At 64.8% G+C, this 23,557-nt stretch carries 25 protein-coding genes; 16 read left to right on the top strand and 9 right to left on the bottom strand.

The genetic code is table 11. The annotated features are described in order from the left end of the window. Positions 1-351: 351 nt before the first annotated feature. Together ACFVHY_RS22970 and ACFVHY_RS22975 are read left to right on the top strand one after the other, a co-directional pair. Entirely contained in the window at positions 352-915 is a 564-nt protein-coding gene (locus tag ACFVHY_RS22970) for a hypothetical protein (protein WP_390275664.1), read from the top strand. Positions 916-965: 50 nt separating this feature from the next. Then, positions 966-1,526: a hypothetical protein gene (locus tag ACFVHY_RS22975; RefSeq protein WP_390275666.1), complete on the top strand. Its 561-nt coding sequence runs from the start codon at positions 966-968 to the stop codon at positions 1,524-1,526. Positions 1,527-1,535: 9 nt separating this feature from the next. Here ACFVHY_RS22975 and ACFVHY_RS22980 read toward each other — a convergent pair whose 3' ends face one another. Beyond that, the gene (locus ACFVHY_RS22980; RefSeq protein WP_390275667.1) at positions 1,536-2,075 is read right to left on the bottom strand and encodes a hypothetical protein; all 540 of its coding nucleotides are present in this window, start codon (positions 2,073-2,075) and stop codon (positions 1,536-1,538) included. Positions 2,076-2,753: 678 nt separating this feature from the next. Here ACFVHY_RS22980 and ACFVHY_RS22985 point away from each other — a divergent pair. Then, a complete protein-coding gene (locus ACFVHY_RS22985) occupies positions 2,754-3,455 on the top strand; it encodes a hypothetical protein (protein WP_390275669.1) in 702 nt (233 codons plus the stop codon). A 171-nt stretch (positions 3,456-3,626) separates the two neighbouring features. Here the strand turns inward: ACFVHY_RS22985 and ACFVHY_RS22990 are convergent, their stop codons facing one another. Continuing rightward, complete coding sequence (locus ACFVHY_RS22990; protein ID WP_390275670.1) at positions 3,627-4,010, bottom strand: hypothetical protein; 384 nt, start codon at positions 4,008-4,010, stop codon at positions 3,627-3,629. A gap of 225 nt (positions 4,011-4,235) precedes the next feature. On the opposite strand from ACFVHY_RS22990, the gene ACFVHY_RS22995 reads away from it, so the two are divergent. Further along, positions 4,236-4,727 (top strand): hypothetical protein, encoded by a 492-nt coding sequence (locus ACFVHY_RS22995; RefSeq protein WP_390275672.1) that lies wholly within the window; start codon positions 4,236-4,238, stop codon positions 4,725-4,727. A gap of 124 nt (positions 4,728-4,851) precedes the next feature. On the opposite strand, the gene ACFVHY_RS23000 is transcribed toward ACFVHY_RS22995, so the two are convergent. From ACFVHY_RS23000 to ACFVHY_RS23030, 7 genes are all read right to left on the bottom strand, one after another. Continuing rightward, positions 4,852-5,409, bottom strand: a complete 558-nt coding sequence (locus ACFVHY_RS23000; RefSeq protein WP_390275674.1) for a hypothetical protein — start codon at positions 5,407-5,409, stop codon at positions 4,852-4,854. A 162-nt stretch (positions 5,410-5,571) separates the two neighbouring features. Continuing rightward, positions 5,572-5,703, bottom strand: a complete 132-nt coding sequence (locus ACFVHY_RS23005; protein WP_390275675.1) for a hypothetical protein — start codon at positions 5,701-5,703, stop codon at positions 5,572-5,574. 591 nt (positions 5,704-6,294) lie between these two features. Then, positions 6,295-7,140 carry a DUF2637 domain-containing protein gene (locus ACFVHY_RS23010; protein ID WP_390275676.1) on the bottom strand — a complete coding sequence of 282 codons (846 nt, stop codon included), beginning with the start codon at positions 7,138-7,140 and terminating at the stop codon, positions 6,295-6,297. A gap of 180 nt (positions 7,141-7,320) precedes the next feature. Then, a complete protein-coding gene (locus tag ACFVHY_RS23015; protein ID WP_390275677.1) occupies positions 7,321-7,584 on the bottom strand; it encodes a hypothetical protein in 264 nt (87 codons plus the stop codon). Between the two features lie 185 nt (positions 7,585-7,769). Next, positions 7,770-8,573 carry a ParA family protein gene (locus tag ACFVHY_RS23020; protein ID WP_390275679.1) on the bottom strand — a complete coding sequence of 268 codons (804 nt, stop codon included), beginning with the start codon at positions 8,571-8,573 and terminating at the stop codon, positions 7,770-7,772. Positions 8,574-8,776: 203 nt separating this feature from the next. After that, positions 8,777-10,789, bottom strand: a complete 2,013-nt coding sequence (locus ACFVHY_RS23025; RefSeq protein ID WP_390275681.1) for a hypothetical protein — start codon at positions 10,787-10,789, stop codon at positions 8,777-8,779. A gap of 158 nt (positions 10,790-10,947) precedes the next feature. After that, a complete protein-coding gene (locus ACFVHY_RS23030) occupies positions 10,948-11,172 on the bottom strand; it encodes a hypothetical protein (protein WP_390275682.1) in 225 nt (74 codons plus the stop codon). A 135-nt stretch (positions 11,173-11,307) separates the two neighbouring features. Here ACFVHY_RS23030 and ACFVHY_RS23035 point away from each other — a divergent pair, with 135 nt between their 5' ends. The 12 genes from ACFVHY_RS23035 (at position 11,308) to ACFVHY_RS23090 (ending at position 23,535) form a co-directional block, all read left to right on the top strand. Further along, complete coding sequence (locus tag ACFVHY_RS23035; RefSeq protein ID WP_390275729.1) at positions 11,308-12,213, top strand: nucleoside hydrolase; 906 nt, start codon at positions 11,308-11,310, stop codon at positions 12,211-12,213. Further along, positions 12,210-12,779 carry an ImmA/IrrE family metallo-endopeptidase gene (locus ACFVHY_RS23040; protein WP_390275684.1) on the top strand — a complete coding sequence of 190 codons (570 nt, stop codon included), beginning with the start codon at positions 12,210-12,212 and terminating at the stop codon, positions 12,777-12,779. Before ACFVHY_RS23035 ends, ACFVHY_RS23040 begins: the two co-directional genes overlap by 4 nt. After that, positions 12,776-13,831 carry a DUF6545 domain-containing protein gene (locus tag ACFVHY_RS23045; protein ID WP_390275686.1) on the top strand — a complete coding sequence of 352 codons (1,056 nt, stop codon included), beginning with the start codon at positions 12,776-12,778 and terminating at the stop codon, positions 13,829-13,831. The genes ACFVHY_RS23040 and ACFVHY_RS23045 overlap by 4 nt, the downstream gene beginning before the upstream one ends. A 1,469-nt stretch (positions 13,832-15,300) precedes the next feature. Then, positions 15,301-16,881, top strand: coding sequence for a cutinase family protein (locus ACFVHY_RS23050; RefSeq protein WP_390275688.1), 1,581 nt, complete (start codon positions 15,301-15,303; stop codon positions 16,879-16,881). Between the two features lie 147 nt (positions 16,882-17,028). Continuing rightward, entirely contained in the window at positions 17,029-18,132 is a 1,104-nt protein-coding gene (locus ACFVHY_RS23055) for an NlpC/P60 family protein (RefSeq protein ID WP_390275689.1), read from the top strand. Further along, positions 18,113-18,775, top strand: a complete 663-nt coding sequence (locus ACFVHY_RS23060; RefSeq protein ID WP_390275690.1) for a hypothetical protein — start codon at positions 18,113-18,115, stop codon at positions 18,773-18,775. Before ACFVHY_RS23055 ends, ACFVHY_RS23060 begins: the two co-directional genes overlap by 20 nt. A gap of 47 nt (positions 18,776-18,822) precedes the next feature. After that, entirely contained in the window at positions 18,823-19,296 is a 474-nt protein-coding gene (locus ACFVHY_RS23065; protein ID WP_390275691.1) for a hypothetical protein, read from the top strand. Positions 19,297-19,323: 27 nt separating this feature from the next. Next, positions 19,324-19,695, top strand: coding sequence for a hypothetical protein (locus ACFVHY_RS23070; RefSeq protein ID WP_101822864.1), 372 nt, complete (start codon positions 19,324-19,326; stop codon positions 19,693-19,695). Between the two features lie 29 nt (positions 19,696-19,724). Continuing rightward, positions 19,725-20,186 (top strand): hypothetical protein, encoded by a 462-nt coding sequence (locus ACFVHY_RS23075; RefSeq protein ID WP_101822862.1) that lies wholly within the window; start codon positions 19,725-19,727, stop codon positions 20,184-20,186. An 18-nt stretch (positions 20,187-20,204) separates the two neighbouring features. Next, on the top strand, positions 20,205-20,954 hold the full coding sequence (locus ACFVHY_RS23080; RefSeq protein WP_390275692.1) for a hypothetical protein: 750 nt from the start codon (positions 20,205-20,207) through the stop codon (positions 20,952-20,954). Further along, a complete protein-coding gene (locus ACFVHY_RS23085) occupies positions 20,951-21,685 on the top strand; it encodes a hypothetical protein (protein WP_390275694.1) in 735 nt (244 codons plus the stop codon). Before ACFVHY_RS23080 ends, ACFVHY_RS23085 begins: the two co-directional genes overlap by 4 nt. Next, a complete protein-coding gene (locus ACFVHY_RS23090; RefSeq protein WP_390275696.1) occupies positions 21,685-23,535 on the top strand; it encodes a hypothetical protein in 1,851 nt (616 codons plus the stop codon). The genes ACFVHY_RS23085 and ACFVHY_RS23090 overlap by 1 nt, the downstream gene beginning before the upstream one ends. Positions 23,536-23,557 lie beyond the last annotated feature (22 nt).

The raw sequence follows: 23,557 nt of genomic DNA on the forward strand, positions 1-23,557 counted from the left end.
TGACAAGAGGCGATCCCCCGACAGCGTCGCCTCAATCACCCGGGGGATCAAGCACCCCCGATGCACACAGATGCCGACGGCTCACCCATCTGACCGTCCCCGGTAACACACTTGCCGGGGCCGGCCATCCAGGTACACGACTGACGCGAGCCCTACGCCGTATGTCAACTCGGTATCGAAAGCGCCTGCCCCTCAGTCGATTTGAAAGTGCCGATAATAGATATTATGTCAGGTAACGAAACATACAGCACAGCAACATGTTTCGCCGATAATCTACGTTATGTCAGGTAACCATGACGTGGACATCCGTGATGTCTGGTGAACCTGACGTCACGGGTCTACCCTATCCGCATGGGCTGGATGCACGAGAGCGACACGCACCTGCATGAGGCGGCATTGGTGCCATTCTTCGAGGACGGTACCGAGAGCCACGGGTCGACCATGGTCGACGGCGTGGACTACGAGCTCGTCGAGATCGGCCGGAGCCCGGACGAGGATCGTCGTCGGCCGTCGGCCGAGATTGTCGGCTGGTTGTTGCGCTGCGATTGCGCTCGCCGATCCAGCTCCGATGTGTCGACCTGGACCGATCCGGTGCAGTGGTCGCGGGTGCCATCGGCGTCCCTTGAGGACCTGGCCCGGCATCGCGTGTTTGCCCCCGACAGCGACGTCCACGCCGACGAGCGACCCGAGGTCGAGGCGGCCGCCCAAACGGTGTGGCGCCGGGACCATCTCGACCCGATCGTCGTCGACGACGAGATCCGGGCGGCGGTTACCGCCCGCAGAGACGCTGACGCGCAACTCAACGCCGCCGTGGCCAAGGCACGCCGGCTAGGCCGCTCATGGGCCGATATCGGCGCGGCCACCGGCATGACCCGACAATCCGCAAACGAACGCTGGAAAGACCGCAGCGACTGAGCGCAGTCGTGAGTTCGTGCAGGAGTTTTCGAGAGGACGACTTTCAGGGGGTGGCCTCAGTGCTCATCGCGCACGTACCGCAATCAGGAGGGACGGCCCGCTTCGGCCGTGTTCGTTCGGGCGTGGCGGCCCTGGTGATGGCGTTGTGCGTCGGGATGTTTGGCACGGCATGCGGGTTTCAGGAACCGCCGTACCGCAAGAGCATCGACGCAAACGGCGCTACTGATCGCATCGAACGACGAGCCATGCACGTCCCGGATGGCTTCGAGTTCGTCCAGGGGTATGTCTGGCCGGTTGCTTCAGTTGGCTCCGCGGCGTTCGCCATCCGCTTCGATGGGCCTGCCGATCGGTTCCGGACGCTGCGGGCGGCCGACGTTGGTCGCGACTTGATCGAGTTCGAGGATCTGCCGTGCGCATCTATCCCTTCACCGTGGGCCGGCGAAGATCTCATCGAGCTCGGTTTGGCCTGTTCCGCCGGCGGTGGCGCGCGGATCAGTCGCACCCAGAGTGTGCGCGATCCCGACCAATCCCTGTTTCAGGGTGAGCGTGCAGTCGTTCTGAATTCGACCCCGTCGCACACCCAGCTGTTCGTGGTCTACAGCGGAACGTAGCCGGGTCCGCTACGGAGAGAACCAGGCCGCGTTGTCGTTGTTGTCGGTCCGGAGGTCGATGATGGTGAAGCCTGGCTCGGGGTAGTCGGCGCTCTGCGCCTGGAGGAGGACCCCGGTTTCGTCGTCAACTTCGATGAACATCTCTGATGTCCCGGCCGCCAGAGTGACTTTCCATGACTTGCGTCCATCGACGGTGCTATGGAGGGGGCCTGCCACGACTGCGGCGTGCTGGCTGATCTGGTTGAGCATGGACTCCGGGGCGACGACGTCGAGGGGGCTGACCGGGCCCAGAATGGGTACGGTGATCCGCCCGCCGAGTTCTTGCATGTCGCCGGCGGAGTTGCGTTGGAAGCTGCGGCCGGTGGCGTCTTTGAGGTAGATGGGTGTGCCGTCGGGTAGGGCGATGCGCCACTGTGCGGCCGGCCCGTGCCACCAAAGAAATTGCTGGCGTTGACCTTCGGCGTCCAGGTAGTTCATCGCTCCAGACACGTACAGCGCCGCGCTGGCCGCGTGTCGGCCCATCAGTTCCACCCACGAGAGTTCACTCATGGTTCGTAGATTACGACATTCGATTCCCTCCCGTGAGTCCGGTTTGCATGTTAGCGTCTCGGATCATTACGAACCCGAATATCGGGCGTAATTCACGTATCAGGTGGAAGGACGAATCTATGCGTAGAACGCGATTTGCGTCTCGGTTAGCGATATCCGCTGTAGTGGCCGCCGCGGTGGCCTCTGGACAGACGGCGGTAGCAAATGCTGCGCCGCCGGCGGGACCCCCGGAGATCAATCTCAAATGGGAAGGAGAGTCCAATTCGCGGAACATAGGTTTTGCTGGTGGCTCATGTTCGGGCTGGATCAGCGACCCGCGAGTAGTCAACAACTTTCTCGAGTACTCCTTGCACAGCACATGTCAAGGAACCGACTGGTGGCCACACCGGTTGACCATGAGACTGCAGGTCAAGCGCCAAATCCCCTTCTTTCCGGACTGGTTCTTCCGAGACGCCCTCACCGACCGCTCGGCGTACCACCAAGAGGGAACGCCTGATATCACGGTATTCGTTGCGGAGCCTTGCCTTACAGCGGAAGAGCGCACCTACCGAGTGGCAGGCCAGATCGAAGCCGGACCCCACACGGGCCAGGGCCTCGGCAGCGAGGTCACCCTCGCCTGTCGCGTGCAGAACGCCTGACAATCACTTTTAAAACCCCTAGTTTAAGGAGCACACACAAATGAGTTTGAAGTCGAGAATTGCACCAGGTCTCGCCGCAGCTGCGGTCGCGGCCGCTTTGCTCAACGCTGGCGCCGGCCTCGCGACCGCCCAAACCGTTACCGGCTGGACGGGTCCGACGCCTCCGCACGATGGCGTTGTTTATCTGCACAATTCATCAGTGTCAAACGATTCGGGAATCGTCGCGAAGTCGAAGCTCTGGACAGCTACCGGTCAAACGGTCGCACCGGGCTATCTGGCCGTGCGTGCTCGACTGTTCAAGAGTGGCGCCTTGTGTGACCTCGCAGGCTACGAGTTCAACACGCAGTGGGCGGCGTCGTTGGAGGTGGCGACCAGCGCGGGCTGCGGCGCCGGCTCGTATAACAGTCACGGCTTCATCAAGGTCAACTCGACCTCTGGCACGCATGAGTATGTCACCTTCCCGTCGAACCCCATCAACTACAGCGGCACCGCGACAGCGCGTAGCGCGCAGGCGAATTCGGAGAAGCCACCAACGCAGACAACGTCAGTGGGAGGTAAGACGTACGGGCCACACAACGGAAGCGATCCTGAAGCTCAGCCTGACTACATCGCCGCCTACGCCGACTCCGGCCGTCTTGGGTACGTCAGCAACGACTCCCTCGACCGCGCGACGAAACGCGGCACTCAGCTGACGGTAGTCGATCAACGCGGAAACAAGATCGGCAGCCTCACAGTCAAGTAGTTTCCTCTCCGCGGTCCGACTCGCCCCCTGTCTTGACTAGTAGCCAGGACGGGGGGCGAGCTCGTTGTAGATACTCGTGCAGTCCGACACCGGCTCAGCCCGAGTGCCAGCTACGAATTGAGAATTGCAGTGAAGAAGCTGGTAACCATGCCACGAGCAGCGAAGAAGTGCTCACCTTCGCGGGTAGTCCGCTACCCGGTACACGTCGGGCAGGGTGAGCAGTGCGCTGAACGCAGCATCTGGGTCGCTGGTGCCGAGGGCGGCCGCGGCGCGGCTTGTCGTGGCGATCAGGACCTCTTCGTCGATTGCCCTGGTGAAGGTGGCGTGATCACGGATCCGGTTGGAGTTGGCGGTGACATCAAAGGTCAGGAACCGTTCGAAGTTGTCTTGCATGTGCACGACCCGGATCGGTTCGGCCTTGTGGGGTCGCATCCGCGGGGAGTCCACACTGGTGACCCGCCACCCCAGGCCGGCGTCGATCAGGGCAGTGAACGGGTAGTTCTCGAGGAATCCCCATTGCGGTGTCTGTTGCCGCTGCCAAAAGCTCTCACCCACCGCCGGGCTCCTCCCCTACGCTGATCGGGACATCAGTACTCCGCTCCGACGATGCCACACACCTCGGACAGGCTTGTTCGCCATATCCGAGCGAAGTTCTGTACACGGCGACAGGACCCCTGGGACAGTGAGCGGATGAGCCCGTCGTCAACTCGTCCTGGCCGTGCATGGTTGGAAGAACGTGCTGAGCGTCTGATTGAGATGGTCAACGATCGCGGTCTGACCATGACCGACCCGGCAGCACAGCAGCTTCTGACTGAACGTGTGCAGGCCGTCGCCGAACGCATGCGCGTCGGGGTCCGGCAAGCCCAGACCTACCTCACCGACGAGGCGTTGGCCGGCGTGGTCGACAGTATGGTCGAGACCCTGGCCGATGAGGCCCCGGGCGCTGACTTGTGCGCCGAACCCAGAACAGCCACGCTCAGCGTCAGCACCCTCGGGCGACTGATCGCGGGGCTGGCCGAGGTCGCCTTGATCTACACCGACCCCGCCACCGGCTTGTCGGCCGACGACCGCACGCGGCGCGCACACGAGGTCCTCACCCTGCTCTCGGTGACCGGACTCCTCCAGGCCGACACCTCAGGTAGCGGACCAGTACCCGCCCCGCCGGCCCTGTTGACCCGGATCGCTCGAATCCTGACCACCGCAGCCGAGCACACCGACAACACCGACCTGGCCGCAACGCTGCGCCGCGATGCCATGCGCGCCTCGGGCTAGTGGGTGGTGGCGTGTAGCCGCGTAGTGCGGCTACAATCGGAGCCGTAGCCAGCCCATTGCGGTGGGTTTGGAAGTGAGCCACAGGATTACTCGCCGGACGACGAGGCCTGTGGCTCGCGGTCTTTCAGGGGCCGATGGTGTGTATTTCGACACCGGAGCCGAGTATGTCGAGGTAGTCCCCGCGGCCGCACCGCTGTTGCACCACAGCACCGCACACGATGTCGGCCACCCACAGCGCTGGTTCGTGACGGCCGATAGCGTGGTCGATTCGCAGAGTCGGGGCGACGGCTTGTCGGGCGCGGAGCTTGTGCAGCATGTCCATGTCGCTCGCGTCCTGTTGGCCTCGGGATTCCAACGTGATCGTGGCGCACGGCATGTCGGCCAGGTGCGGCAGTAGGAACTCCATGCATTTGCGTCGGTGCCGGCGATCCGAAGATTCCTTGTCGACGTGCACGACGACGAACCCTGTCAGGGGTAGTTCGGCGATCGCGGTGACGAGTTCGGTTCGTCGTTGCTCGCTGCTGCCGTGCCAGTGCACTTTCGGCTCGGCCAAGCGCAGCGCTTCCATGGCGGCGCGGAGGGAATCGACGTCGTCTTCGTCGCAGAGTGCTGCGGACATCAGGTACGCGCCGGGGTCCATGTCCGGCCGCGACCCGCTCTCGTCTGCCCACGCCGTCAACATGATGGAACACCCTATTGGTGCGGTACGACTCGACAGGGCTCAGGGGACACACATGGGCGGCTTTCTGAGCCCCTCCTCTCGCTCAAACGTCACCACTCCGCTCATGTGGCAACCGACCGCGGGGAGGGCGGCAGCGCAGCGCAGCGGAGAAGCTGTTTGTGACTATGGGAGCCGGTCGACCTGTCCCCCGGTCTGATCGGCGTACGCCTGGGCCTCGTCGAGCTCGTCGGCGGTGTAGGTGCGGATACCGGCGGGCTGGCCGGCCGGACGCACGATGAGCGTCAGGTCATGCAACTCGACGCGGCCGCGTTTGGGTGCGACGCGGTTAAGGTGGGGCCTGCCCCCGTGTCATTGTTGTCAGTCATTGCGGTGCTGGGCCCTCTCGCGGTTGCAGTGCTTCGGGCGGCACCCACATGGTGATGGTGGCCGAGGAGACGCGGTTGGCGCTCTCGACTGACATCTGACATATCCCGCGCCAGAGGCCGTTTGAAGTTTGGAGCCACGCTAAGAGCAGCGCGTTCATGGAGGGTTCGATCCGGGCGCCGGATGCGCGGACTCGCAGTGACACTCCCCCGCCGGCCGCATACGAGCGGCCGCACGAGGGGTCGGCGATCGCCATGTCGATCAGCACGGGCCTCGGTGGGTCGACCACGCGGAGCGTTCGGGTGTCGGGCCAGTGGTCGAACATGCTCTTAGTCTAACTTGACGTATCGAATGGGTGTTCGATGGTCGTGTAGTCTTCCGAGCGGGCGGGGGTGTGACCGGAAGGGAAGTCCGGGATCGTATGCACCCCCGCCCCTCACACACTCATCAGTACGGCAGTACGGCAGCGGATAGCTGTATGTGAATGGCGCTGGGTCACTCCCCCGCTCCCCCGCTGTGCGCTCATACGGCGTCGGCGAGCGTTGGTTGATCGGACGCGTGCGCACGCTCGCTGTGCGCGCCGGAGTCTGGGCTGCATTCGGCTGCGAGTTCCATCCATCGTCCGATCGTGGTTCTGTGCACGCCTGTAATCAGAGCGGTGTCCTCGCGAGGTACACGAAGGCGCTCGGCGACGAGGACGCGAGCGACTGCACGTTCGTCGTTCCTCAAGCGGCCTCTACTGCATACGAGTCGGGCCAGCTGTAAGTCGTTATCGGAAATTTGGTCGTCGACCTCCTTCTGACTGAGCGGGCGCGTTTCCTTGGCGGGCCGCGCGTCGGCGGCAGCGGGTGCCGGCGCGGTGACCTGCGGGTGTGCATAGGACGCACTCGGATCGGACTCTTGTTGTGTGTGCACGGGTACGTCCGCGTCTTCCCTCGCGGCCTCGTCGAGGTCTCGGGCGGGTTCGGGCTGGGACGCGCCGCCGGTCCAGACGTGCATGACGAGTCCGTGGATGCTCGCGAGCAGCGCCAGGGGCGCGACGATCGCGATAGCAACGGCCATGAGTCCGTGCATGACGCCCTGGCCGGTGACGAGGAATGCGTGGCCAGCGTTACCCGCCACGCTCACCGTCGAGAAGATGGCGAGCATGGCGAAGTGGTACCGCTTACCGGGGTCGTCACGGCGTTTCGTCGCAACGTAGACACACCAGGTGGCTTGCAGAATGAACACGTCGATGACCACCGGCAGGAGCCAGGCCAAGCGGCCCGGGATCGCCCCCGACATCCGGGCGAGATCACTCAAGGCTGTGAAGCTCAGCGTGAACGAGGCCGCAACAACGATCAGGCTCAGGATGACCGCAGTCGCCACACTGACAGTGTTCGTCGCACCCTCGGCGGTGTGACGGGTATGAGTAGGGTCGGACACAGATCAACGGCTCCATTTCTGTTGGTCGCCGGTCCTGGTGGTGCTCAATCCCCACCAGGACCTCACTGCAGACCCATATGGGCCATATGGGCACTTATAACCGCTAGAAGCTATAGGTGTGGGTTAGAGGTTCTGCTCGGCAATCGGATCGAACGGCTTGCCCGAGTTGTATTCCTGTTCGAGGCGTGAGCACAGTTCTTCGATGCCCCAGCGGATGAACGCTTGCTGACTCTTGACGCCGGTCCTCGGGGCGGTCCAGGCGACCGTGTTCTCGAGGCGCGACTTCTGCTCGTCGGATACCGACAACAGGATGTCGCGCGAGAACGCTGGACTGCGCTTCGATGTTGTCGCGGCGGCTGGACGCGAAGTGCCCCGGTCGGCGGCCACTCGCTGCGACCGTTTGGGAGCAGAGGATCGCGAGGTCTCCGTCTGGGGCGACTGAGCGTCATTCCCCTCCCCTGCCTCCGCCGGGGTAGATGTCGACCTCTGTGGTGCCGGCTGCGTGGGTGCAGCGGAAGCGAACGAGCTTCGGCGCGGGCGGACGGGGGGCAGGTTGGGTTCTGGAATATTGCTCATGCCGCTGCTTCCTCTCTAAGCGCGTTCACGATGGTCTGGAATCCGGCGGCCAGGGTTCGCAGCCGGATTGATGGCGAGCTCATCTCGTCGATCCCCATTCCCACTGCGTTGAGTTTGGACAGATCCGTGCTCACCGGGATGGGGTCACCGAGGATAGGGATGGCGTCGGCCGCAGAGCGCTGTTTGATCCATTCGAGCTGCTTCTTGTGGTCGTTGCGTCGGTAGTCGACCTGGTTGACGACGAATCCGGCGACCGGTAGCTCTTTGCCGAGATACATCTGCAGATCGTCGATGGCTACGAGGGTGAAGTCGAAACCACGTAAGGCATCAGCTTCGGGTTGCAGGACGATGAGTACCTGGTCTGCGGCGATGAACGCGTTGCGGGTCACCAGGTCAGTGGCGGGGCGGCAGTCGATCAGCACGTCGGTAAATTGCCCTGCGGGAAGCGAGTCGAGGGCTCTCCTGACGCTGAACTCCGCGCCCGGTTTGCCGACAAGGGTGTCTTGCACCGCCTGCAGCTCGTCGAACCCGGACGGAACCAAAAAGAGTCCGCTTCGACGGGTTTCCACGATGGCGTCTACCAAAGTGGCGTCGCTTGAACGATCGAGGACGTCAGCCATGCTGACGCTCGGTGGGTTGTCCGGTGTGAAGCTCGTGAAGTGCTGGGTGAGGTTCCCCTGAGGGTCTAGGTCAAGGAGCAGGGTCGGAACTGATTGTGCGGCGTACGCATGTCCGAGGTTTCCAACAACCAGGGTCTTCCCCACTCCCCCTTTCAGGTTCGCGACGGCCGTTACCTTCATCTCCTACATCCTTCCGGTTCGTAATGTGCTGTTGCCGCAGGTCGGGGCGAATGCCCAAACAGAACATCTGCTCATTGCACGTGATGTGACATCAGCAGACATGGGCTTATGTGTGGGCATATTAGCTTTGCTAATACATGCTCCCATGTTCGTACATAACATGTCTATAGGGAATATTACGTAATAATAGTACCCATATGGGTCTACCACGCAGGTGGCCTGCCAGGTGACGCATTCTGCGGCGCCCCCGTACGGGCCGTGGCCACGGCGCCAAACAGGCTTCCTTGATCCCGGCCAACGACATCGGCGTGCGTGAGCCTGCTGCGAAGCACTTTCAGCCCCGCCCGCATTCGGGCGCGCTCACCTGGTCCTTCGGCGTGGTAGGCCTTGCGCTCGCCCACGATCCGCGCGCGGAGTTGCTGGGCTCGCTCGAACGCACCGCTGGACGTAGCTGCGGAGTCAACAGCGCCCTGATCTGCCTGGGTCGGCGTTACTGTCCAGCGAGTGCCCCTGCCCGTTCCAATCCGGGTCACCAGCCCTAGCGAACCAAGTCTGGTGAGCAGGCCGAGCACTCCCCACCCAGCTCCACCAGGGGGGAGGGACGACCTAGTCGCTATCTCGATGGTGGGCAGGGCGCCCTTGTGTGCGGAGAGTACGGACCACAGGGTGTGCGAGGCGTGTCCTAGTTGCCCCCAGAGGGGGTGTAGGCGTAGGGGGTCTGTGACGTCATGGGCACCATTTCCCCGGTAAAACTCATCTGGCACTCGTAGCGAGTACAGGGCAGCCTCATTTGCCGGTCCGTCGCGCCAATCACGGGTCCGAACCAGCAGGCCACGCTCCTGGAGGCGTTGGAGGTGGACGAATGCGCGGCTGTCGCACACCGACATCCAGGTCGCGAGGCAACGTTTGGCGATGGGGCGATCCGTGAGGCCGTGGCCGTCGGTGAACCGGTGGGTGATGACGGCGACGGCGGCCGCGACGAGGTCGGGTTCGTCCCAAGTGGCGACCTCGGTCAGGGCGTCGTCGACGAGTGCTTGGTCGGCGGGGTCCAGTGGTGGCCGATAGGTGGTGGCGCGTGCAGTGATGCTCCGCCAGTGCGCGGCACATGCTGAGCGGGTCCGTCGGCGATTACCGTCGCGGTCGCGGAACTTCGCAAACGCTGGACAGTGCGCGTAGAACCAGCGCACCGCCGCGAAAGAACGTAAGCCGACGTCCCACAACACCCACGCGGCGGCCGTGGCCGCCGCGGAGCGGTCGTCCTCTCCGGTCTCGTTGAGGATGCGCCACTGCTGCGCAGAGATGGGCGTGCGCCGCCGCCAGGCTCTCGGGGCCTGCCACTGCAACTCGCCCGCACCGTCAGTGTCGTCGGGGGCGAGTTCGTGCATCTGCGCGGCCGCGGACAGCGCGACCATAGGACCCGGGGTGGGGGAGTAGGGGGTGAGGTCGTCGGTGATGGCGGCCCGGACCCTATCGCCGGCATGGGCGACGACCGCGCCGATACGGACTCGTTTGACCTGGCCGTCGCGGCGGTGGACTTCTACCTCGAGTCCGGGGCGGTACACCTCGGCGTCGACCTGCACACACCATTCGTCGTTGTGGCGGGCGAAGGAGGCTTGCACCGGCCCCGGTTCGTCACTGCCGAGGGCGGCACGCAGCCGTTCGGCGGTTTCGATCGCGGTGATGGGTTCGAGATCGTCGTTGACCGGTGTGCAGTGGCCGCCGGCAGGTTTCAACGATGCACTGCCGGGCAGACGCAGGAGATGTCCTGGACTCAGCACGTCGACGCGACGAGCCGACAGGTTGAGTTGGCGGCGGAGCTGGGCGAGAAACTGGCGGAGTGCGCGATCGGAGGCAGGGGAAGGGCACGTAAGAATCACGTGCAGCGAGTCCGGGCTACCTGACCTGGCCAGATAAGCGACTGTCGCTGAGTAGTCACCGAGCACATCGCATAGGCGTGGCCACACCTGCTGTGCGCATCGGTCGAGGTCGATGACCAACAGGTCGCTGCGGATCGGGGCAACAACAGCCCAAATTGCCTTCCCACCGCCGGCGCGTTCGGCCTCGGTGATCAGATCAATCGGGTCGCCGCTGCGCTCCCGGCGAGCCTTGTTCGCCGTTGCGGTGCCCGCGAGCGCGAAACTCTCGCCACCAGGTGCGCGCAGCAGCCGGTACACCTCGGACCACCGCGACTCGGTAACCGAGTCGTGATCCGACACGCGTTCGTCAGAACTAGCGCGAACAAAAGGGTACGCGCTACCCTGAGACCAGTCCGACACAGACTGTCCCTTCGGGGATCAGGGAGCGAGATTGCCGCCTCGCCCCTCAAACTTTACGAATCGCCCTCGGTTGCCGCCGGGGGCGTTCGTCATTTCAGTTATGCGCTGTCGCGCAGCTTCATTACCTCCTGGCGCATCGGCACTACCGTCGAGGGCAACTGATCTCGGTTGTCCTCTGCGATCAATAGGCAGACGTAGTCCGTCAAGGTCAGGCCATTGGATCGCGCGGTATTCGCCGCGATCTCCTTGACCTGGGCGAGAACCTTGAGATTCATCGGCGCGAGGTCTGCTCCGGTTGGGTCCTTTCGGGGGCGTCCTGCCATGCCTGCCATTCTGGCTACACAAAACAGCGAACCGGGGACGACACGCCGTTAACGTATCAGCCAATTCTGTAGACTTCGCTTACATACACACTAACGTAGGAGGGGCTTGTGTCGGGGTACACGGGGGCCGTGCATGTGGATTCGGACTGCGGCGTAGACGACGCATTGGCGTTAGTGGTGCTTGGGCAGCTGGCCAACGTCGTAAGCGTGTCTACGACTTGGGGGAACTGCTCAGCGGCACAAGCGGCAGCGAACGCGGCGCACATTCTCGGGCGTACCCACGCCAGCGGAGCACAAGTGACTGCGTCGACCGAAAAACCGCCCGCATCGTGGAAGCCCTCCGATGTGCACGGCAAGGACGGGATGGGCGGCGTCCTCAACCTTCCTCCGGTACGTCCACGGGAGGCTGATGGAACAGCAGCCGCGGCGATCGTCCGATTCGCTGAACGAGCAGGGAGCGATGGAAGGTTGCTCGCCATCGCTCCACTGACGAGCATCGCGGCCGCCTACCGTACTGCGCCCGACGCGTTGCGCTCGCTGGACCGGATAGTCGTGATGGCCGGCCAAGGGCTTACGCCTCGGTCGGCATGGCTCGACGAGACCGGCGATACCAACACCCGGCATGATCCGTCGGCCACTGCCGAGATCGCGGCGAGCGATCTACCCGTGACGTGGGTCGGCATCGACGTGACCAGACAAGTTTTATTGAACTCTGAGGCGTTCGGCGAGACGGAGTTCGGTAGAACTATGCGTTTGTTAAGCGACGGCTATGGCGCTAGCCGGGCAGCTGCTTATGGCTACGTCGCCAGCGGGCCAGGATGGCGAGTGCCGGCCCATGACACCGTGGCCGCTGCGGTTCTGCTCAACGAAGGCGGCGCAACACTCTCAGAGGCTCAGGCGGTCGTCGACCGTTCCGCGGGCACTCCCGTGCTGAGAGGCCGGTCGCCTTCTCGGCCGTCAGACACAACGCACCGGTTCGTTACGGCCCCTCCCGGTGAATTCGCCGTGCACGCCCTCGTCCGAAAGGCGTTCGCGCAGTGAAGTTCCGTGACCGAATACTGATTCGGCTCATTGTGCGCGGAGCCGTGCGGCGACGCGCTCGCACTATCGAAGAGCTCACCGCCTACTGCGCAGCCAGAACAGGCAAAGAGATACGGCTGACGCCGTTGCAGGGGCTTACATCGGTCACCGGCGCGGTCGTCGTAGACGACGACCAAGCGGACATCTTCTATGCCGACTCAGACGGTGAGTGGCGACGGCGTATCACCATCACTCACGAACTCGCCCATCTGTTCCTCAATCACACGTGCGCACACTCCGACTCGCCAGATGTCCGCGACATCCTCGCACTGATTACGAGGGTGCCGCGCTCCGCAGTGATTCGAGCCTTGGAGAGCGCGGCATTTCAACAACGGTCCTCGTCTGAACGCGTTCCTGGACCGGCAGCTTCGCACTTCGAGGACCCCGACGAACGGGCCGCCGAGACGCTTGCCAGCAAACTTCTTGTACTGACCCTCATCTCAGATGCGGACTTCAACTCCTTGAGTACCTACCAGAGCTTGGTGTCGGACTCTTCGGTCGTAACCACCTTCTTGGGCCCCCGATGAGAAACACCATCCCACTGTGGCTAGACCTGTTCATTGTCCTGGCCGCGTTCGCGATCGTCGCTGCGCGAGCAATGCTGATGCGATCAGCTTCGGCGCGCTGGTTCACAGTGCTGGTCGCCTGCTTCGCGGTCGCCGATCTGATCAAGATGGGCGTGGTCAATGACGCACTGGTGTCCCTGACCGACGCGCGTGCGGTTCGTGTGGGAGCACAGATTTTCACTATTGCCGCGGCACTGGTTGCCGCCGCGGCCGTCCGGGACGCGCGCACAGCATGGGCAGGCCGTTCGGTCCGCCGCACGAGACGAATCATTCTGCGCGCGTTGGCCGTATGGCTGGCCACGTCGGCCGTGCTGATCGTCCTTGACGCAGCAGCGGGGGATCGCGAGCTACCGATCGAGGCAGCAAGTCCAGGCTGGTCGATTGCCTATTTCGTCGTGTACGCCGGGGCCATCGTGCTTGGTGACGGGTACGCGCTAGCGCACGTGATACTGGCGTTGCGGTCCCACGATCGCAGCGAACGGCCCCCCGCTGCGATTATCGCGACAGGAATAGGGATCTTCGTTACCACAGGACTGAACTCCCTGAGCCTGTTGTGGTACGCCGTTGCCCATGCGATGGGGACAATCGGTACCGCTGAACGTCTGCAGCGAGACAGTAATGGCAACGTGTTTGCCTACTTCACGCTCGGTATGACGGCGATTGCGCTGGTCGGTTTGGTGAACTGGTCGGCGCGACAACGGCCTGCCGATTCCGATCTCGCCTCTGCGTTACGAGGGCTGCCGATCCTTTGGCAGCAACTGGTTGAGCGGGTTCCTTCCGTGCGGTTAGACCCATCTGTTCCGCTCGATCGCGATGAGGCAACAGTCCGGATGATTACCGAGTGCATCGACGCTCTCGTTTCCCTCCACGGCAGAGGCAACGACCTGGGCCAGAACGACGTGGCCACAACGCCGGCGGAGGTGCTTCGACTAGCGCGGCAGGTAGACCCTATGACGGATCGTCGGCCGGATGTGCCCGCCCGCGAAGTTTCAGGTTTTCCGGCCCGCTCTTAATAAGAGCCTCCAGCAAGAGCATTTCCGAGTCCATGGTGGGGTCGGCCCCGCGGAACCACTCCTGCGGCAGTTCAAGGTGCTCAGCGAAACGCGCGATAGCTTCGTCGGGGAGGTCGGCGCCGTCCAAGGAGCTAACGCTAGCCCCGGTCAACTCGCGCACCTCCACGGGCGACAGTCGGAACACGCTCATCGCGCACTTCACGCGGTCAGCTGGCGTCATCATCGTCCGGGGTCCCCACTTTCTTCTTGTGCATCGCGGGTTCGCTCCTCTGAACGGGTAGAGGGTATCAGCTGCGAATAGAGCTCTCTGCGCTCCAAGTTCGCGGCAGTTCGTGCCGGCGTCTCATCGTCAGGAGGCTGTGCCATAAAGGCCTCGACGGCTTGCGCCACTCTCGCTGCTGGTACTCCTTCGCCGGAGTTCGAGGACAGCATTGCGGAGACCACTCTGCCCACCAAGGGCGACAACGCGGAACGCAGCTCTGCAACGGCGGAGGTCAAAGGACCTCCGTTTCGCTCGTAGTGAGCTGCGGCCGCTGCTATCGAGTTCGCGGCCTCGACGAGCGCAGTCAGGGTCCCGACGGCTACTTGAAGGTCTCCCCGGGCAACCGATGCGCGACGGCCGGCGTCGTCAGCAAGTTCATCAGCAAGAGGTTCCCCACCTGCGTAGACACTTCGGGCGCTACCCTCCGGCCACTGCAAGATGTGGTCGAGCTTCTTGAATGTAGGCGCCCGCAGAGGCGGCGTGTGACCGCTCTCGATACGCACCATTGTCGGCTCTGATGGACCACCTCCCGCGACCACGGCGGCGAGGCTCAGCCCTAGGTCTTTTCGCCGACGGTGTATGACGTCGGCGAAATATTGAGGGTCAGACACGACAAGCGCTGCCCAACGTATGGACGCGCTTACATATGCGCGTTATATTAGTGCCGTGGATACGCTTGCTCCCTCTCATGGTGGTTCCAGGGTAAGTCTGCAGCGGCCGTGCACTCACGTATGGCGCGGTTTGCAGCCTTATTCAAGACCATCACACAGAAGAGGCTTGGTGTGACCCGCGACCGGGGCGAGGCCCAGATTTGCCGTCTAACCTCGCCCCGGTCTCGAGCGCCTTTTGGATACCCAGCTCGGTTGCCGTAGGAGCGGCAGCGAGCTTGGCGTTCATAGTCTACCTCCGCTGTTGACTGATGAATGTCGGGTTCGTCGTTCCTGCTGCTGCCGTTCGGACAGCAAGGATGCGACGTGAAACGTGTTGTGAGCCTTACCGGAGGTCAGCGTGACGCCGGCCTCGGGGCGATTGCAGGTGTGAAACCACCCGGCCGGGCATCGTTTGAGTGCGCCGCCCGCACGCCGGGAACAGTGTGCGTCATCGGCTCTGAGATCTCACTGGACACACAGCTCGGCTCGGAGTCCCGGTGCGCGATGGGGCATGTGTTGGTGCCTTACCTGCTCGACGGTCGTGAGGATATGAACGCGTGGCGGAGCGCCTGGCGGGCGTCTCGTCCTATTTCTCTTGGCGGTGTGTGGTGACGCGGCGCACGAGAGCGGCCTCAATCGCGCTGGCGGTGATCATGCCGGTGCTTCTGACGGGTGCGCCTTTGGGTGCCGGGACCGCCTCTGCCCGGGTCGATTGCAAGGACGTGTTCGTGCTTGCGGTGCCGGGCACATGGGAGACCAACGCCAAGGCTCGCCGCGATGTGGTGCCTGGGATGCTGTCGAAGGTCACCAACCCGGTGCGGGCGGCGGTGGAGCGGGGGACGCCCATCGTCGGTCCTGAGGCGGCGCCGGTGCAGATCGGGCAGGAGCAGACTGGTGCGCCGTCGAGTGGCGGCGCGGTGAGTTCGCTGGTGGGTGGTCTGCTGGACACGGCAGGGCAGATGTCGTCGCAGTCGAGCCCGACACTTCCTGACGGGCAGCAGCTTCCGGGAACGACATCGCCGACAGGGTCGCTGCCGACCATTCAACCGGCATCAGATCGTGAGCAGGTCACACCCCGCATTCAGCTGGTCGACGACACCCCGACCACCTCAGCCCCTGCCCCGAGCGATGAGGACAGCAGCGGGTCGTCAGTCTCTTCGGGCAGTGCGAGCGTTGACGGCGGCGCGATCGGCAAAAGTGTTGGCTTTGAGCAGATCCCGTATGTGGCGCAGGTGGGCGGGCCGATTGCTGGTGTGGTCAAGAATGACCCGTTGACGTTGGGACAGTCACGGGCCAATGGAACCGCTGCGCTCAAAGCGCGGTTGACCGAACTGAGTAAGGCGTGCCCGTCAGCGAAGTTCGCTGGCCTGGGCTACTCGCAGGGATCGCTGGTCCTCGGTGATGTGTTCTCCCAGATTGGAAACGGCCGCGGGCCAGTATCAGCCGATCGCATTCTCGCGGGCGGGTTGCTGTCGGACCCGGCGCGTACCCCGACCACGGCCAACCTGGACTCGGAGGCCGCGGCGCCGACTCCGCAGGTGTTGCCGGGGTCGGAGACCTTCGTCGGTCCGAACGTTGCCGGCCAGGGCGCGGTGGGTGCCCGCCCGGATGGATTCGGCACGCTGGCCGACCGCGTGACGTCGTTCTGCGCCGAGGGCGATGCGATCTGTGCGCTCACCGGTAAGAGCAAAGCGATTCAGGCGGTGGTGCCGCTGCTGAATCTGCGCAGCCAGGACATCGGGCCGTATGTGTCGGGCCGGGTGAAGACGCTGCTGACGAACGTGGCTTCGGCCAATCCTGAGGACATCAACCGGGCTGTGGTGTCGGTGATCAATGCGGCCACCCAGATCGGCGTGGCCGGCGCGACTAACCCGTATGCGATCCCGCTGGAACTGGCGCGGGTGGTGTTCGCCTCGTCGATGCTCGACGACATCGGCCGGGTCGTGCGGATGCCCGAGTACGACGCCTTCTTGTCGTTGGTGAAGCCGGATGAGCTTGCCACCCAGGTGGTTCAGGTGGCCAGTTACAGCCTTCTCGGTGTGCATCAGGCCTATGACCGTCGCCCGGTCAACGCCCAGGGCGACACCGCCACCGTCTTCTTGGCCAAGTGGCTACTCGGCCGGATCGAGGCGTCATGAGCTGACAACGCGGCGGCGACTGCGCCCGGCGGACGGCGATGTATGGGAGTGCATCACCGACCAGCACAGGGCGCGGCCACCGAGGTCACGGCCTGTCTCAACTGAGCCAGGCGCAGGTTAGTCCATCAAAGCTGGGGAGTAGTGCACATGAACAAGGCGACGATCGCCACGGTACTGGGAGCGGTGTTCCTGGTGCCTGTGTTGATCGTCGTCTTTTTCGTTGCCGCCAGCTACAACGCCCCCAGTGAGGACGACTCCTCGGGCGGGTACTCCCAAGCCGGGTTGAAAACCGGAACGGTGCCGCCCGAGTTCGAACCGTGGGTCATCAAGGCGGGCAAGCGATGCCCGGAAATCTCCGCCCCGGTGATCGCCGCGCAGATCGAGGTGGAGTCCGGGTGGAACCCGCGAGCGGTCAGCCCGGCCGGCGCGCAGGGACTCTCACAGTTCATGCCCTACACGTGGCCGTCGTATGCCGTCGATGCCAACGGCAACGGCACCGCTTCGCCGTTCGATCCGCCGGACGCGATCATGGCCCAAGCCAAATTCGATTGCGACACAGTCGCGCAGGCCAAAAAGGACCTGGCCTCGGGCCGGATCAAGGGCGATCTGCTCGACATCGTGCTCAACGCCTACAACTGCGGCTACGGCTGTGTGCTGGCCAACGGCGGACCGAACATCACCAACGGCGAGACCGAAGGCTACGCACCCGCGGTCAAGCAACGCATCCCGAAGTACGCCTCGATCAATCAATCGGCATCCGGGCGGGGTGGCAAGCTCGCCGGCCCGACGAACCGCCGGATCATCCAGGCCGCCTTGCGGTGGCTGGGCACTCCCTACGCCTGGGGCGGGGGCAATCAGAACGGGCCGACCAACGGCATCAGTGACGGCGGCGGCGCCGCCGACGCCCACGGCGACTCGGGCAAAGTCGGTTTCGACTGCTCGGGACTCACCCTCTACGCGGTGGCGCAGGCCACCAACATGAAGATCGTGCTGCCGCACTTCACCGGCGACACCGGCAACCCCGGACAGCTCTATGACCCTCGGGGCAAAGAGATTCCGGTCGCCGAGAAGCGGCCCGGGGATCTCATCTACTTCGGCTCGGGGGGCAACACCCATCACGTCGGAATCTACTACGGCAATCAGAACGGGCAAGACATGTTGCTCAACGCCCCCCAGTCGGGGGATGTCGTCCGAATTCAGCCCCTCTCGGGGTGGAGTGGAGAGGAGTGGTATGTCCGCCGTTTCGGATAACACCATCCATCGTCGGTTCGCGGCCGCGAGTCTGCTGGCGGTCGTCACTGCGGCAGGCCTCGCAGGATGTTCGACGCCTGACCGCGTGGAACCACAGGGCCCGTCGTCGGTGGCTCCGCAACCGTTCAGCACGCCCCCGACGGTGTCGTGGCCGTTCGCGCCGCCGACGAGCCCGACGCAAGCGAACGCACCCACCAAGCTTCCGGCGGGAGTGAGCGTTGATCGGTCGAGCGCCGATTCGGTGGCCCTGGCCGCCACACGCATCTGGTACGGGTGGGATACCACCCGTGACCGCAGCCCCTATGACGCGGCGTTGCGTGCAGCACCGCTGATGGCCGAGGAGTGCCGGACTCGGCTGACTGCGACACCACCGACGGGCTCACCCGGCAACTACTGGACACAGCTGGCGTTGGTGCACGCCACAGCGCAGCTGGGGCCGGGCGATGTGCGGTTCGGGTTCGAGGACCGCCCGCCGGACACCGACGCCCGCGCGGTGCGGATTGTGACTGTGACGCAACGCTTCCGCGCAGATCGTCCGGTGCCGCCGCGCCGCTATGTGGTGACAGTGCAGCTGACGGCCCGGGCGGGGCAGTGGTCACTGGGCAACCCCGATACCGACCAGTGCGGGGTGAGGCCGCGATGACCGCGCGTATTCCTCGTCGACCACGCATCGGCGGGGTGGCTGGGGGAGTGGCGACCTCGATCGTCGCGGCACTGATCGGCGGCGAGGACTTGGGCGTGATCGCCCCCGGCGACGACGTCGATGTGCTGGTGTGCCGGTCGGTCAGCCATCAGCTGACCTTGGCCACCCGCATCGCCGCCGCCGCCCCGGTCGCCCCGGTGGTGGTGATCAGCGCTGACAGCCCCCGGAGCGCACCGCATCAGGTGCGCGAACGCGCCCGCATGCTCGAACCCAACGTGCCCGCGGTGGTGTGGCTGGACTGGATCGAGCAGGCCCGGTCGATGAGCACCCCACCCGCGGACTTGCGGGCCGCGGCGATCAGCGACGACCCGGAACCGTGGTCGCTGAGGTTGCGGGCGTTCCGTCACACGCTGATCGCCGCCGTCACCGATCTGCTGTCGTCGCCGGCATCGGTCGGCCTCGACGACCCCCAGACTTCCTCGCCGGACGAGGAACAACCGCGGCTTCGCCGCACCTCCTAAACCCCTCTGTTGGAAGGAAGTACGTTCATGTCCACTGCCTTAGCCGTATGGGATCACCTGACCGTCATCGCCGCCTCGCACCCGGGCGGCAGCGGCGGCACCGGTCACCACCTGATCCTCGCCGCTCCCGGCGACGGGGATCAGCAGTTGTTCCCCGATCCGCCGCCGCAGCAGTTGCCCGAGGATGCCCAGAACGGCGTCAACATGTTCATCGGCTACCTGAAAACGATCATCTACTCGGCGGCGGTGATCGCGATGTTGTTCGTGGCCGTCGGGATGATCCTGGGCATGCGGGGTCGGTCGAACTTCGCCAAGGATGCGGTGACACACCTGCCCTGGCTGTTCGGCGGCGTGATCGGAGCCGGGGCGTGCGTCGGAATTCTGGACGCCTTCGCATGAGTGCGACCCGTCGTCTGCGTGTTGTTGCGGTGGCGCTGGCGGGCGCATGGATCGCCGTGCTCGTGCTGTTCGCCACCGGCGGGCCGGCGGGTGCAGTTCCTTCGACGCCGGGGGAGTCGTCGGTGCCGGCGACCTCGGACCCGGCCGCGCCACCGGCCCCCGATGAGTCTGCCGGCGTCGAGGGCGAAATCAAGATGGGTACCCCGAAGCAGGGCGAGATCCATTGGGAACAGTTCGGCGGTGACCGCACGGAGGCGCCCAGGGACTTGCAGTCGTTCTCCGACACCATGATCGGCTACGCGCTGACCGGTTTCGGTATCGCCGCAGTCGTGGGCGGACTGATGGGCTTCGCCGCCATGATCGTCGGCTTCCGGGGTCGCTCCCAGGTCGCGAAAATGGCTCTAGAGCAGAGCATTTGGCTGTATCTGGCCGTATTGATCGTCGGCTCATTCAGCACGATCGGCGGAATTCTCGTCGCAAGTGCGCTCTGACAAGAGGAAACGAGTGTCATGGGTCTAACAACTAAGGAATTCGCGCAGCGGCGGCCGCGGTGGCAGTGGCTTGCGGGCGCGGCGGCGGTGGTCGTTCTGGCCGCTGCGGTCGGGATGATGATGCACGGCGGCAAGCCGAGCGACACCGCCGAAACTCCGACCCGATCGGCCACGCCGAGTTCGTCGGCGGGCAAGGGGTCGGTACTCGTGCAGACACCGACGTTGCAGCGTTCGCCGACCGATCCGGAGTGGCTGACCGCACCTCCGCACCGGGTGTCGTGGCAGCGGGTGGATGGGGTGCCGTTCCCGTTCTCCGACAGCGACGGCCCCGCCCGGATCACCGGCCCGATCGCCTCGGGCTACTCCCATACCCCTCAGGGCGCGGTGCTGGCCGCCGCACACATCACTTTCCGGCTCACATGGTCACCGGACTACGCCGCGGTCATCGACGCCCAAGCCAAGGTCAGTGCTACCACGCGCCGACAACTGCTGGTGGCCCGCGACCACGGTGCGACCGTCGACCCGGCCGTGCTCGCTCAGGTCGCCAGCGCCCCGGTGGCGTTCAAGATCGCTGACTACTCCGAGGCCAAGGCGTCGGTGTACCTGGCGTTCCCAAGCCGCGGCGAGAACTTCCGGTTCGCAGCGGTGCCAGTGGTGTGGGACGAGGGGGACTGGAAGTTCAGCGACGAATGGGACCCCGCCTCAGCACCGGAACTGCCTGATTCCCCGTCGTTGTCGGGGTTCACCTCACTACGGGAGCAGCCATGAAACCACGGCCACCTCAGTTCACTACTCGAGAATTCGCCGAGCCGACAATCGAGGGCCGTCGCACGTGGCGGTGGGTACTGGTCGCAGCGGCGGTGGCCCTGGTCGCCGTGATCGCCGGGGTGCTGATTGTGCGTGCGGTGTCCGGCCCGGACTCACCGGCCGCAACCACGGGACCGGCTGTCGACGCCGCGGACGACGCCCAACGTGAGGTGTCGTTCGGCAATCTCCGATGGGAGGCGGTGGGCCGCACGGAGATGCCGTTCTCCGACACCGCTGGACCGCGCACCCTCGATGGGGTCGCGGCGGCGGGCTTCGCCCACACCGAGGCCGGCGCGATTCTGGCGGCCTGGCAGATCCCGATGCGCCTAGCGGTGTTGGCCGGCACCGACTCCATCTACCGCAAGCAGGTCCTCGGCACCCCCGGCGACATCTCGAAGCTGCGCCAATCGGTGGCCGAGCTGCAAGCTGGCTTCGACCCCGAGCAGACCGTGCCCCGTGTCATCGCCTGGCGCGCACATCAGCCCTACAGCGACCAAGTCGCCAGCTACGACTTCGCGCTGCCCGGCGAGACCGCCACGGCGGTATCGCTGTTGCGGTTCTCGGTGGTGTGGATGCGCGGGGACTGGCGCTATCAACCGGGCCTGTTCGGCAACGCCACCACCCGCCCCGTCGATGCCTCTTCGGTCCATCCCGACAACGGCTGGCACCGCTTCCCCCAAGGAGCGAGCTGATGAGCACCCGATCCCGCCTTTTCGCGGCGTTCGTCCTGGTCCTGCTGAGCGCGTGGGGGATCGCCGCCACCGCTATCGCGCCGCCCGCGGCCGCCGACCCGGCCAGCGCGCCGGGCTGGATGCCCGAGGAACCACCACCGCTGACCGCCGAGCAGCAGCAGTGGCTCAAACCCCTCGACGGCACCGACGAGGACGGCAAGTACCTGGTGATCACCTGCCACGATCATCGCGAGTTCCCCGGCTGCGAACAACATGACCCGTCCGAGCAATCCAAAGATGTCGACGCCTACGTCTTCAACGCCTCCGACCGCAGCTACGCCGGGGTCAAAGCGATGGTGCCCGAGCAGCTGGCCAAAGAGCACCGCGAACTGCTCGACGACAACGGCGTTCTCGATTGTGAGAAGGCGCGCAACAAGATTCCTGCCTGCGCCAACCCCGGCGGGACACCCAAACCCGCCCAGTTCGACGAGCAAGGCCGCTTCGTCAAACTCACCGAAGGCGGTGAAGGACAGGCCGACACCAATGTCGACCTCAGCGCACTCAACCCCGCCAACGCGGGGAAAGAACTGCTCGACAACTGGTTCGCCCAAGCATGCGAGAGCGTCGGCAAATTCGCTGGCGACCTGCTGGTGCTGTCGATGACGTGGTGGCTGCGCACCGACTCCATCGACGTCACTTCCGGCGGCATCCTCGCCGGAGAACGACCCGTGCAAATCCTGGTCATGATGGTCCTCGCCTTGGGCATCCTGTCCGCGGCGATCACCATGGCCCTGTCCCGGCGACCGGGCCCGGCCGCCGAGCTCGGCGTCGGCGCGTTCAAATTCCTGCTGATCTGTTCGCTGTCGGGGATCGTGGTCACCGGCGCGCTGCACGCTGCCGACGACTTCGCCCGTCAGATCACCGCCAACGGCGCCGAAGAGTTCGGCCCGAACCTCAAAGCCATGCTCGGAATTGCCACCATCCGCAACCCCGGCGGCGTGCTGCTCCTGGGCGTCGTCGCGTTCGTCCTCGGCGCTGTGCAGTGGCTCATCGGCTTCGCCCGCCAAGCCGGACTGGTGATCCTGTTCGCCATGCTCATCTTCGCCGCCGCCGGCCAACTGTCGTCGTGGGGTCGACAGTGGTTCCCGCGCATCGTGGCGATGATGCTGGCGCTGATCCTCTACAAACCGTTCGCCGCAGCGCTCTACACCATCGGATTCAAACTGATGGGCAACGAGCAGTCGCTGTCCTCAGTGATGGTCGGGCTCATGACAATTGGGTTGTGCGTGCTCACGCTTCCCACGATGCTCGCCTTCTTCAAATGGGTCTCTCCCGGTGCACAGGGCGGTGCGAGCGTGGGGACAGTCCTCGCCGGCGGCGGGGCGCTCCTTGCTGCCGGTGCGGGCCAGTTCGCCGGCGGCGGGGCGGGCGGCGACTCTCAGTCCAACTACATGGACTCCACCGGCCCCGGATCGTCGGGCGGTGGCGGCGAAGCCGATCCCAGTCCTGGTAACGCGGCCGGCGGGTTCGGCAGTGGTGGCGGCGGGGAGAGCACCGACGGCTCCGCGGGCGGCGAGGCCGGTGGTTCCTCACCCGAAGCCGATCTTGGCGCCGGTGACCTGGGACCGGCCAGCGAAGCGCCCGACGCTGGTGGGGGTGTGCCGATGCCCGGCGGCGGCGCGGATGCCGCGGGCGCGGCCGGAGGCGCCGAAGCAGCCGGTGGGGGAGCCGCAGCCGCGAATCCGTATGTCGCAGCTGCGATGGCGGCCAAGGACACCGTAGAGACCGCCGTCGACACCGTCGGCGAGGTCGCCGAAGGCGCGGCCACCGAAGCGACCGGCGGCGACGACACCGGCCCCGACATGCAATGACCACCCGAGAGAAGGGACCCAG

The sequence above is a fragment of the Gordonia sp. NPDC127522 genome, from assembly GCF_042672305.1.
GTDB classification, from domain to species: domain Bacteria; phylum Actinomycetota; class Actinomycetes; order Mycobacteriales; family Mycobacteriaceae; genus Gordonia; species Gordonia hongkongensis.